Raw genomic sequence first — 11,417 nt, forward strand, 5'->3', positions numbered from 1 at the left:
TCAGTTCATCAGCACGGAGCTGCAGACGGATATCCATCGCCGACTGCCAGCCGGGGCCGAAGGTGCCGACCGGCGCCGGCGTCCCGGTGCGGTAGCTGCTGTAACTGCGGGTGAGCACAAACGGCAGGTAAGCGGGCAGGGCAACATCGGTTTCGCCGGGCAGCACCTTGGCTCCCAGCACCGGGTTGACCGGATTGCCCACCGCCACGCCTCCGGGACAGACCGAACAGGCCACACCGGTGGGCGCGCCAATCATGACACCCAAAGAGCCCTGAATAATCGGGCCGCCGATTAAGGTGGCGTCACCCTGACGCGCAGCAGGCATTCCTGGCATGGTGAAATCCTTTTAAAGTGCGGGTGAAATGATTGATATTTTGTTTGTATAGGTAAAATTCATAACAAAAATAAATGATTAAAATCAGATGGTTATATTTTTTATGATAGGGTTATGAATGCCATGTAAATGTGATGAACGTCAAATTAGATAGTCTGGAAACAGACGACACCATTATGTAGCTGATTATAAGGTCACCACTCGTCAACCAAATAATTAAGATCCTGCTAACACCCTTCGCTACAATAAGGCATAACCTTTTGTAGAGAACTCATCGTGCCGTTACTCATCATCACCACAATCCTGTGGGCCTTCTCATTTAGCCTGATAGGCGAATACCTTGCCGGGCATGTCGATAGCTATTTTTCGGTGCTAATGCGTGTAGGGCTTGCGGCTCTGGTGTTCCTGCCGTTTCTGCGTTTCAAAGGTTACAGCGCGAAAACGCTACTGCTGTATATGCTGGTGGGCGCGTTGCAACTCGGCGTGATGTACCTGTTCAGCTTCCAGGCGTATCTCTATCTTACTGTTTCGGAATTCCTGCTTTTCACAGTGATGACACCGCTGTATGTCACGTTGATTTATGACCTGCTGAGCGGCAATAAACTGCGATGGGGTTATGCGTTGAGTGCCGGGCTTGCGGTGATTGGTGCGGCGATCATTCGCTACGACAAAGTCAGCGACCACTTCTGGATTGGACTGCTATTAGTCCAGGGTGCAAACATCTGTTTTGCTATTGGAATGGTGGGTTACAAACGGCTGATGGAAACGCGCCCGATGCCGCAGCATTGTGCATTTTCATGGTTTTATCTCGGTGCGTTCGTTGTGGCGGTGACCGCCTGGTTTGCACTGGGTAATCCGCAAAAATTGCCGACGACTACTCTACAGTGGGGCATCCTGGTGTGGCTCGGCGTTGTGGCCTCGGGGCTCGGTTACTTCATGTGGAACTATGGCGCAACGCAGGTGGATGCAGGCACGCTCGGCATTATGAACAATGTGCATGTTCCGGCGGGGCTGCTGGTTAACCTCGCCATCTGGCAAGAGCAACCCCACTGGCCGAGTTTCATTGTTGGTGGGACGGTGATAATGGCCTCGCTATGGGTGCATCGCCGTTGGGTCGCTCCGCGTTCCGCACAAACGGCAGATGCTCACAAGCGTGTGAGCGAGTCGAGCGAATAAACGCCTCGGTGACCGGTTGACGCTGCTCGCCATCGCGCACGGCAGCGTACAACCGGCTCCATAATCCTTCACCCAGCGTTTTTGTCACCACCAGACCCTGGCGCTCCACATTTTCCACCACCCAATGCGGTAGTGCTGCGATCCCCATGCGCGCCGACACCATCTGAATCAGCAACAGCGTGTTATCCACACTTTTAAGCAACGGGCTTACGCCTGCTGGCTGCAGGAAATGACGCCAGATATCCAGGCGGCTTCGCTGCACCGGATAGATAAGCAACGTTTCGCTCGTCAAATCTTCCGGCTCAATACGCGTTTTGTTTGCCAGCGGATGATCCGTGGCCAGCACCAGACGCACCTCATAATCAAACATCGGTGAATAGTGCAGGCCACTGCGCGGCAGGATGTCGGAGGTTAAAACGATATCCAGTTCACTTTGTTGCAGCGCGGGCTGCGGGTCGAATGTTACGCCGGATTTAAAATCCAAATCCACCTGCGGCCACGTCTTATGGAAGTTCTCCAGCGCAGGCGTCAGCCACTGAATACAGCTATGGCATTCGATAGCGATACGCAGCGTAGTCTGATGCGGTTCGTTACAGGCCTGAAGCGCTCGGCTTATCTGTGGCAGCACTTGTTCTGCCAGTTGAAGTAGCACTTCGCCCTGCGGAGTAAAGCGCAGAGGCTGACTTTTACGCACAAACAGGCGGAACCCAAGCCGCTGCTCAAGATCACTGAACTGATGAGAGAGAGCCGATTGAGTTTGGTGCAACGCGGCGGCAGCGGCGGCTAAAGAGCCGCAATTTCGTAAAGCCTGGAGCGTCCGCAGGTGTTTGATCTCGATCATGAAAGTCCTTCACTTCGCCATGAGCAAATTGCGCTTGAGGAATATACAGTACCTTTGCAAGATAGCAGTGTAAACATCTGGATGGCTAAATCCGAAAAATTCTTCAAGGGGCATAAAATGACAATACTTAATCACACCCTCGGCTTCCCTCGTGTTGGCCTGCGTCGCGAACTGAAAAAAGCTCAAGAAAGCTACTGGGCGGGTAATTCCACTCAGGACGAATTACTGGCGGTGGGCCGTGAACTGCGTGCTCGCCACTGGGATCAACAAAAGCAGGCTGGCGTAGAGTTGCTGCCAGTGGGCGATTTCGCCTGGTACGATCACGTTCTGACCACGAGCTTGCTGCTGGGTAATGTGCCAGCTCGTCATCAGAACGCGGACGGTAGCGTAGATCTCGACACTTTATTCCGTTTGGGCCGGGGTCGCGCACCAACGGGCAAACCAGCTGCCGCCGCTGAAATGACGAAATGGTTTAACACTAACTATCACTATATGGTCCCGGAGTTCACCAAAGGTCAGCAGTTCAAACTTACCTGGACCCAACTGCTGGATGAAGTGGACGAAGCGCTGGCACTGGGCCACAACGTGAAGCCTGTACTGCTTGGGCCAGTGACTTATCTGTGGCTGGGTAAAGTGAAGGGTGAGCAGTTCGACCGCCTGAGCTTGCTGAAAGATATTCTGCCGGTTTATCAACAGGTGCTGGCTGAGCTGGCAAAACGCGGGATTGAGTGGGTGCAAATCGACGAACCTGCGCTGGTACTGGAGTTGCCGCAAGAATGGCTGGACGCGTTCAAACCGGCGTACGATGCGCTGGCTGGCAACGTAAAACTGCTGCTTACCACCTATTTTGAAGGCGTAACCCCAAACCTGAATACTATCACCGCACTGCCGGTGCAGGGTTTACACGTCGACTTCGTGCATGGCAAAGACGATATCAATGCGCTGCATCAGCAACTGCCTGCTGGCTGGCTGTTGTCAGCGGGTGTGATTAACGGTCGTAACGTCTGGCGTGCCGATCTGACTGAAAAATATCAGCAATTGCAGGCGATTGTCGGCAAACGTGATTTATGGGTCGCGTCATCGTGTTCACTGCTGCACAGCCCAATCGATCTAAGTGTGGAAACCCGTCTGGATGCAGAAGTAAAAAGCTGGTTTGCCTTCGCACTACAAAAATGTGCCGAGCTTTCGCTGCTTACCGAAGCGCTGAACAGTGGCCACACAGAGAAACTGGTGGAATGGAGTGCGCCAATTCAGGCCCGCTGCCATTCACAGCGTGTACATAACGCGGCAGTGGAACAGCGCCTGGCAACGATTACCGCGCAAGACAGCCAACGTCAGAGCGACTACGCGGCGCGTGCTGTAGCACAACGTCAGCGCTTTAATCTGCCAGCCTGGCCGACGACCACCATCGGGTCATTCCCGCAAACCACTGAAATCCGTGGTCTGCGCCTCGACTTCAAGAAAGGCAATCTCGACGCTAACAACTACCGCACCGGTATCGCGGAACATATTAAACAAGCGGTGGCTGAACAGGAGCGCCTGGGTCTGGATGTGCTGGTTCACGGTGAAGCTGAACGTAACGACATGGTGGAATACTTCGGCGAACATCTCGACGGTTTCGTGTTTACCCAAAACGGTTGGGTGCAGAGCTACGGTTCCCGCTGTGTGAAACCACCGGTTGTTATTGGCGATATCAGCCGCCCGGAAGCGATTACTGTGGAATGGGCGAAGTACGCGCAATCCCTGACCGACAAACCGGTCAAAGGCATGCTGACGGGCCCGGTGACCATTCTTTGCTGGTCATTCCCGCGTGAAGATGTGAGCCGTGAAACTATCGCCAAACAAATCGCTCTGGCACTGCGCGACGAAGTGGCGGATCTGGAAGCAGCAGGTATCGGCATCATTCAAATTGATGAGCCTGCGCTGCGCGAAGGTTTACCGCTGCGCCAGTCTGACTGGCAGGCATATCTGGAGTGGGGAGTAGAAGCCTTCCGCCTGAATGCGGCCGTGGTACGCGACGACACGCAGATCCACACTCATATGTGTTACTGCGAGTTCAACGACATCATGGATTCCATTGCCGCACTGGATGCGGATGTGATCACCATCGAAACCTCTCGTTCCGATATGGATTTGCTGGAGTCGTTTAAAGAGTTCGAATACCCGAACGAAATCGGGCCGGGCGTTTATGACATCCACTCACCGAATGTGCCAAGCGTGGAATGGATTGAAGCTTTGCTGAAGAAAGCGGCTGAGAGTGTTCCGGCAGAGCGTTTGTGGGTGAACCCGGACTGCGGCCTGAAAACCCGCGGCTGGCCAGAAACCCGCCAGGCTTTGGCGAACATGGTGAAAGCGGCGCAGAACCTGCGTAGCGCTTAGGTAAAACGGTGGATGGCGCTGGCGCTTATCCACCCTACAACATCTAAACTTGTATGCCGGTTAGGTGCGGCCTCATCCGGCATTATTGCGTTTTCTCTATCTTCCAGTTTCTGGGTTCGATGGTCTTACAGAGTTCTAAATCAGTGACATAATAATTGCCGAGTTTTTCTTGCGGGCAATTGCTATAAGGTGAGAATGCCAAACCGATGGGAATTAGGAATGCGATAATGAGACATACTATGCTGACAATTAAACTAAATGCTCCATAAATTCTTCCAATGAAGGTTTGGGTAGTTGGGGGTTTTATTCCTCTCATGAAAAGCACACGAAGTGAAATTAATATAAAGTAAATATATATTGGGGTTCCTGCCGCTCCAGCGACAGCTTTAGTATGGTAAACGATAATATTGCCATGGACATACAGCGAGTGAAGGTCATACATTGGAACAGAACGGAAAATGAAATAAAGCACGGCTGACATTATTGCTATCATGACGACAGCAGCGCCACGATACAGTAGCCATTCTAAAATAGTTTCTTTATTCATGTCTTTCTAAAGTCCAGTTTTTGTAATCGATGTTTTGGCATAGTTTTAAGTCAGTAACATAAAAAGCACCGAGCTTTTCCTGAGGGCAGTTGTGGTAAGGTGTAAATATCAGGCCGAAGGGAATTAAAAATGCAATGATGAAGCCTGAAAAGGTTACAAACGCAATGAGTGGTGTAAGGATCATACCAATTACCGTTTGGGTGGTGGGCGGTTTTACCCCTTTTGAGATAAGTACGCGAAGACCCAAGAATATACCGTAGACATAAACAGGTGTTCCTGCTGCCCCAACAATAGCTTTAGTATGGTAAACAATAATATCATCATGCATATATAATGAACGAAGGTCATCCATTGGGGTAGAGTAGAAAATAAAATAAAGTATGGCTGACATTATTGCTATTATGATGACAGCGGCGCCTCGATACAGGAGCCATTCTAAAATAGTTTGTCTGCTCATTTTTAGTCCGATGTGTTCGCGAGTAAGTTTAAAAATGAAGAAGAATATTGTTGATTCCACTCTTGCATCCGTTGCTCTTCTGTTAGTGCTATACGAATTTTTTCTTTTAGACTTACAGACAGACCTACTTTATCGTCCAGGATATTTAATCCTGCATTTAGGATGATACCTAACCCTATAACTACAAAAGTTGTAACAATTACTGGCGCTCCCAGTAAAACAAATACCCCACCCACAACCCCAACCACCATACTCGAAACAATAATCTTCGCGACGTCCGCTGTCACATCCACCAGAAAATCAACCAGGTCATATTCAGACTTAAATATCAGTTCTACGGCTCGCCATGCGAGTGAACAATAAATACAAAACTTGGTGCCTTTAACAATTGAAGCACCGAGTCCACGTAGTCCAATCCCCATTTCCAGTATTTGTGCATTGCGTAAACTATAACGTGTGCCATTGAGAACACGTCGTAATGCAGGGTAGCCTGTTAACTTAATATAATCCGTTCCGCCTATACTGCATTTCAGGGCTCTGATTCCCAGTGACTGGAATCTGATAGCGAGTTTTCCAAACTCATCATGGTATGTCATCAATTTACTGGCAGTTCGAAAGCCATCAAGACCGTCTTTAATGTTTCCTGGGCCAGCCCGGTAAGAGAACATATAATCAACCTGGCCCAGGAGTTCATCCACGACACTCTGTGCTTCATCCAACGTTAGCAGCATGATGTAACGGCTTTCTGTGATAAATGATTCATTCATCGCTGCCATATCGCGCAATACGGGGTTCATACTTGGAAAGGAGCTAAAGGTGGTGTGCTCGTCCAGCAAATAGTTTTTGGGTTTATGCGGCCTGAGTTCTGACATGATTTATTCCCTTTATCATGTTTTCTTAAGAAATGTGTTTTAAACAGAATGTTTTCAGATTCTGTTCTTAACAATAAAGGGATGCAAATTATTTATAGTATTAATCCGATTATTAACTATTTATACAGTTAATATCCATCCTGTAAATTATTGATTAAATATATAAGCCAATAAAAATATGTAACAGGGTATAGAATTAACCCCCCTTAAACCCACCTTCACTTCCGGATGTAATAAATAATCCATACACAGCGGCAGATTTTCCCCATTCCGTCGGAACGCGCGGCGATAAATATCTTCGTAGCGCGCGTATTTCTGGACTTCAGGGAAGTACGAGCCGAAGCAATTTTCAGGAATAATGCATTCATAGCCGCGGTCATTGGCTTCGCGCACGGTGGTGTTGACGCAAACTGCCCTGGCGGCGCCAGGGCGCGGGGTATTATTTCTTTGTCCCGTAACGCTCAAACCAGCGCAGCATACGTTGCCAGCCATCTTTTGCTGATTCTTCATGGTAGCTCGGTCGATAATCGGCGTTAAACGCATGGCCCGCTTCCGGGTAAACGATGATTTCAGCGTTAGCATTTGCGGCTCGTAGCGCATGACGCATGGTTTCTACGGTATCCAGCGCTATTCCCGTATCCTGCCCGCCGTAAAGTCCGAGTACCGGTGCATTCAGGTTGATAGCCACATCGACCGGGTGATGTGGCGAATTAAGCGTCTTTTCGCCAACCAGTTTGCCGTACCAGGCGACCGCCGCTTTCAATTGTGGATTGTGCGCGGCGTATAACCATGCGATACGTCCACCCCAACAAAAACCAGTCACCATCAGGCGATGTGCGTCGCCGCCATTTCTTGCTGCCCAATTGGCGACGTGGTCGAGGTCGGCCAGCACCTGCGCATCCGGAACCTTTGAAACTAACTCGCTGAACAGGGTCGGGATATCTGCATAATCATTTGGATCGCCCTGACGGAAATAGAGCTCTGGTGCGATGGCGAGATAACCTTCCAGTGCCAGACGGCGGCAAATGTCGCGAATATGTTCATGCACCCCGAAAATTTCTTGCACCACAATCACGATAGGCAAAGCGCCTTCAGCCCCTTTTGGCCTGGCGTGATAGGCAGGCATATTCTCGCCCTGCGTAGGAATCGAGGTTTCCCCCGCCTGAATGGCGTCATCCGGGGTATGCAAAACTGTGGAAGCAAGAGGGGAGGCCGCTGCTGCAAAATTCCCGTCTGGCGATTGGCTCGTCGTTTGTTCTTCTTTCATTGGCGTGCTCCTTTTATTCATCAATGTTCTAGCGCAATGCGATAACTATAGCTTTTCCCCGTCATACTTCGAGCTGCAGAGTTGTTGGCTGCGCTCATTTACCCCAGTACTTACTTTGGTAAGCTTCTGGGGAAATGGTCGATTGCTAAATCGGTATCACCCAATGTATTAATGTGATTTCGGTCACTATCAAAGATGAAAATAATGTAACTTGTTTCATTCAAAGTGAAATGCGTCACGAAATTCTTTGCCGGGGTTCTGTACAGTACCTCTAAGCAATGCAAGCCAACCTATTAAACAGAGGAGTCTGTTATGTCCAAGTCTGATGTTTTTCACCTCGGTCTCACTAAAAGCGATCTGCAAGGGGCAACACTTGCCATCGTCCCGGGCGATCCAGAGCGAGTTGAGAAAATCGCTGTACTGATGGACCAGCCGGTTAAATTGGCTTCCCACCGTGAATTTACCTCCTGGCGTGCTGAATTAGATGGCAAGCCAGTCATCATCTGCTCTACCGGTATCGGTGGCCCGTCTACCTCTATCGCCGTGGAAGAGCTGGCGCAGTTAGGTATTCGTACTTTCCTGCGTATCGGGACTACCGGTGCCATCCAGCCACATATTAGTGTTGGTGATGTTCTGGTGACGACTGCCTCTGTGCGCCTTGACGGTGCCAGTCTGCACTTTGCACCAATGGAATATCCAGCGGTTGCTGATTTCGCGTGTACTACCGCTCTGGTTGAAGCCGCAAAATCTATTGGCGCGACCACGCACATTGGTGTGACGGCATCTTCCGATACCTTCTACCCAGGCCAGGAACGTTATGACACCTTCTCAGGCCGCGTAGTTAACCGCTACAAAGGCTCTATGGAAGAGTGGCAGCAGATGGGCGTAATGAACTACGAGATGGAGTCCGCGACTCTTCTGACCATGTGCGCAAGCCAGGGTCTGCGCGCGGGGATGGTTGCCGGTGTGATTGTGAACCGTACTCAGCAAGAGATCCCGAATGCTGAAACCATGAAGAAAACAGAAAGCCACGCTGTGCAAATCGTTGTTGAAGCGGCACGTCGCTTAATCTAACTCCCCCAAGCCGGTGCAAGCCGGCTTATTTTTACGCTTTGCGTAATGTCTCGCAGGAAATCCCTTTTCATCTGGACATTTATACAGCAGAATTTTATTTTGCTGATGTCTGGCATGGCTTCAAGGAGTGACTGTGGATATTTCTATTTTATTCGGGATCGGTATTGCACTGGTTGGGGTTCTGACCGGTTGGTTGCTGGCGAGTTTGCGCGCAGCCGGGCGGCAATCCGCTCTGCATGAAGAGCAACGAGAAATCTACGGTGAGTTGACTGCCGCACGGCAGGAGTTGCAGCAAAACCAGCACTGGAAAGAAGAGTGTGAACAACTCAACCGTGAATTGCGTACTCAGCTTGAGATAAATAGTGCGCAGGAAGCGGATATTCGCGAACTTTCCACGCTTTTGGAACAAACCCGCCTGAATGCAGATGATAAACATCGCCAGATGCTCAACAGCGAACAGCGCCTGAGCGAACAGTTTGAAAACCTCGCCAACCGTATTTTTGAGCAAAGTGGCCGCAAGGTTGAAGAACAAAATCGCCAAAGCTTAAATGGCTTACTCTCGCCATTGCGTGAACAACTGGATGGTTTCCGTCGCCAGGTGCAAGAGAGTTTTGGTCAGGAAGCCCGTGAACGCCACACCCTGACTCATGAAATCCGTAGTCTGCAACAGCTGAATGCCCAAATGGCGCAAGAAGCACTGAATCTCACCAAAGCCCTGAAAGGGGATAACAAAACTCAGGGAAACTGGGGTGAGGTGGTATTGACTCGCGTACTGGAAGCTTCCGGCTTACGTGAAGGTTATGAATACGAAACCCAGGTGAATATCCAGCTCGAGAATAACAGCCGGATGCAGCCCGATGTCATTGTGCGTTTGCCCCAAGGCAAAGATGTGGTTATCGACGCCAAGATGACGCTTGTGGCCTATGAACGTTATTACAATGGCGACGACGAGTTAACGCGAGAAAGTGCACTCAACGAACATATTGCAGCAATGCGAAATCACATTCGTATGCTGGGTCGCAAAGATTATCAGCAACTGCCGGGATTACGTTCGCTGGATTATGTTTTGATGTTTATCCCCGTCGAACCCGCGTTTTTACTGGCGATTGACCGCCAGCCTGAACTCATCAGCGAAGCCCTGAAAAATAACATCATGCTGGTTAGTCCAACCACATTGCTGGTGGCATTAAGAACCGTTGCCAATTTGTGGCGTTATGAACACCAAAGTCGGAATGCGCAACAAATTGCCGAACGCGCCAGTCGCCTGTATGACAAAATGCGCCTCTTCGTTGACGACATGTCGGCAATTGGTCAAAGCCTCGATAAAGCGCAGGATAACTACCGCCAGGCGATGAAAAAACTCGCTTCGGGGCGCGGAAATATTCTCATCCAGGCCGATGCGTTTCGTGGCCTGGGTGTCGAGGTGAAACGTGAGATTAATCCAGATTTGGTTGAGCAGGCCAGATTTGAAGAAGACGATAATTTAGTTCGCCACGAGCATGAAAACGACGAACAAAAAAATATGGAAAACAGTTTGTAGCGAGAATAACTCGAGTTGCAGATAGGCGGCAAAGGAACAAATCCCCGGGAGCTTACTGGAGTAAATGACAGGGATTTGTGAGTGCAGCCAACACCCCTGCAGCTTGAAGCATAGGGCTTTAGGGCTCATTCTGTTACACTTCACAAACATTTTTTGGACAAGCAGGCATCGAGATGGTTGAAGAATCCCAGGAAACAACACACTTTGGCTTCCGCACTGTAGCGAAGGAACAAAAGGCCGATATGGTGGCTCATGTGTTCCATTCTGTGGCCGCAAAATACGACGTGATGAATGACCTGATGTCATTTGGCATCCATCGTATCTGGAAGCGATTTACCATTGATTGCAGTGGTGTTCGCCGTGGTCAGCGCGTACTGGACTTAGCTGGAGGCACCGGTGATTTAACCGCTAAGTTCTCCCGTCTGGTCGGTGAAACGGGCGAAGTGGTTCTGGCGGATATCAACGATTCGATGCTGAAGATGGGGCGTGAAAAACTGCGCAACATCGGTATTGTTGGCAATGTGAACTATGTTCAGGCTAACGCCGAGGCCCTGCCTTTCCCGGATAACTTCTTTGATTGCATCACTATTTCTTTCGGTCTGCGCAATGTGACAGACAAAGAAAAAGCGCTACGTTCGATGTACCGCGTTTTGAAGCCGGGTGGCCGTCTGCTGGTGCTGGAATTCTCCAAACCGATTATCGAACCTCTTAGCAAAGCCTACGATGCGTACTCGTTCCACATTCTGCCGCGTATCGGTGAAATCGTTGCGCAAGATGCAGAAAGCTATCGTTATCTGGCTGAATCTATTCGTATGCACCCTGATCAAGAAACATTGAAAGCGATGATGGAAGATGCTGGTTTTGAAAATACCACCTACTTCAATCTGACGGCGGGCGTCGTTGCGCTACACCGTGGTTATAAATTCTGAT

At 50.0% G+C, this 11,417-nt stretch carries 11 protein-coding genes and 1 pseudogene; 5 read left to right on the forward strand and 7 right to left on the reverse strand.

The annotated features are described in order from the left end of the window. A partial coding sequence (locus WBL83_RS16155; RefSeq protein WP_424590110.1) for a DUF6531 domain-containing protein occupies positions 1-334 on the reverse strand: 334 nt, incomplete at its 3' end. Positions 335-610: 276 nt separating this feature from the next. Between WBL83_RS16155 and WBL83_RS16160 the strand changes: the two genes are divergently transcribed. Beyond that, entirely contained in the window at positions 611-1,510 is a 900-nt protein-coding gene (locus tag WBL83_RS16160) for a carboxylate/amino acid/amine transporter (protein ID WP_424590111.1), read from the forward strand. Here WBL83_RS16160 and metR read toward each other — a convergent pair. Further along, entirely contained in the window at positions 1,395-2,351 is a 957-nt protein-coding gene (gene metR / locus WBL83_RS16165; RefSeq protein WP_424590112.1) for an HTH-type transcriptional regulator MetR, read from the reverse strand. The two genes, WBL83_RS16160 and metR, sit on opposite strands and share 116 nt — an antisense overlap. Before the next feature lie 117 nt (positions 2,352-2,468). Here metR and metE point away from each other — a divergent pair, with 117 nt between their 5' ends. Next, positions 2,469-4,730 (forward strand): 5-methyltetrahydropteroyltriglutamate--homocysteine S-methyltransferase, encoded by a 2,262-nt coding sequence (gene metE / locus WBL83_RS16170; RefSeq protein WP_424590113.1) that lies wholly within the window; start codon positions 2,469-2,471, stop codon positions 4,728-4,730. An 82-nt stretch (positions 4,731-4,812) separates the two neighbouring features. On the opposite strand, the gene WBL83_RS16175 is transcribed toward metE, so the two are convergent. From WBL83_RS16175 to WBL83_RS16195, 5 genes and pseudogenes are all read right to left on the reverse strand, one after another. Then, positions 4,813-5,277 carry a DUF1240 domain-containing protein gene (locus WBL83_RS16175; protein ID WP_424590114.1) on the reverse strand — a complete coding sequence of 155 codons (465 nt, stop codon included), beginning with the start codon at positions 5,275-5,277 and terminating at the stop codon, positions 4,813-4,815. Beyond that, the gene (locus WBL83_RS16180) at positions 5,270-5,734 is read right to left on the reverse strand and encodes a hypothetical protein (protein WP_424590115.1); all 465 of its coding nucleotides are present in this window, start codon (positions 5,732-5,734) and stop codon (positions 5,270-5,272) included. The genes WBL83_RS16175 and WBL83_RS16180 overlap by 8 nt, the downstream gene beginning before the upstream one ends. A gap of 2 nt (positions 5,735-5,736) precedes the next feature. Next, positions 5,737-6,606, reverse strand: a complete 870-nt coding sequence (locus WBL83_RS16185) for a hypothetical protein (RefSeq protein WP_424590116.1) — start codon at positions 6,604-6,606, stop codon at positions 5,737-5,739. A gap of 306 nt (positions 6,607-6,912) precedes the next feature. Then, positions 6,913-7,032: pseudogene (locus WBL83_RS16190) on the reverse strand (isochorismatase family protein); the annotation flags it as partial. A gap of 13 nt (positions 7,033-7,045) precedes the next feature. Further along, complete coding sequence (locus WBL83_RS16195) at positions 7,046-7,873, reverse strand: dienelactone hydrolase family protein (protein ID WP_424590117.1); 828 nt, start codon at positions 7,871-7,873, stop codon at positions 7,046-7,048. 312 nt (positions 7,874-8,185) lie between these two features. Between WBL83_RS16195 and udp the strand changes: the two genes are divergently transcribed. From udp to ubiE, 3 genes are all read left to right on the forward strand, one after another. Next, positions 8,186-8,947, forward strand: coding sequence for a uridine phosphorylase (udp, locus tag WBL83_RS16200; protein WP_424590118.1), 762 nt, complete (start codon positions 8,186-8,188; stop codon positions 8,945-8,947). Positions 8,948-9,080: 133 nt separating this feature from the next. Next, positions 9,081-10,487, forward strand: coding sequence for a DNA recombination protein RmuC (gene rmuC, locus WBL83_RS16205; protein WP_424590119.1), 1,407 nt, complete (start codon positions 9,081-9,083; stop codon positions 10,485-10,487). Positions 10,488-10,660: 173 nt separating this feature from the next. Next, positions 10,661-11,416: a bifunctional demethylmenaquinone methyltransferase/2-methoxy-6-polyprenyl-1,4-benzoquinol methylase UbiE gene (gene ubiE, locus WBL83_RS16210; protein WP_424590120.1), complete on the forward strand. Its 756-nt coding sequence runs from the start codon at positions 10,661-10,663 to the stop codon at positions 11,414-11,416. Position 11,417: the final 1 nt, after the last annotated feature.

This window comes from Buttiauxella sp. (assembly GCF_049686335.1).
Taxonomy (GTDB): domain Bacteria; phylum Pseudomonadota; class Gammaproteobacteria; order Enterobacterales; family Enterobacteriaceae; genus Buttiauxella.

Excerpts from the sequence above, each read along its gene's own strand:
- metR (WP_424590112.1), bottom strand. The coding sequence starts at position 2,351 with ATGATCGAGATCAAACACCTGCGGACGCTCCAGGCTTTACGAAATTGC.
- metE (WP_424590113.1), top strand. The coding sequence starts at position 2,469 with ATGACAATACTTAATCACACCCTCGGCTTCCCTCGTGTTGGCCTGCGT.
- WBL83_RS16175 (WP_424590114.1), bottom strand. The coding sequence starts at position 5,277 with ATGAATAAAGAAACTATTTTAGAATGGCTACTGTATCGTGGCGCTGCT.
- WBL83_RS16180 (WP_424590115.1), bottom strand. The coding sequence starts at position 5,734 with ATGAGCAGACAAACTATTTTAGAATGGCTCCTGTATCGAGGCGCCGCT.
- WBL83_RS16185 (WP_424590116.1), bottom strand. The coding sequence starts at position 6,606 with ATGTCAGAACTCAGGCCGCATAAACCCAAAAACTATTTGCTGGACGAG.
- WBL83_RS16195 (WP_424590117.1), bottom strand. The coding sequence starts at position 7,873 with ATGAAAGAAGAACAAACGACGAGCCAATCGCCAGACGGGAATTTTGCA.
- udp (WP_424590118.1), top strand. The coding sequence starts at position 8,186 with ATGTCCAAGTCTGATGTTTTTCACCTCGGTCTCACTAAAAGCGATCTG.
- ubiE (WP_424590120.1), top strand. The coding sequence starts at position 10,661 with ATGGTTGAAGAATCCCAGGAAACAACACACTTTGGCTTCCGCACTGTA.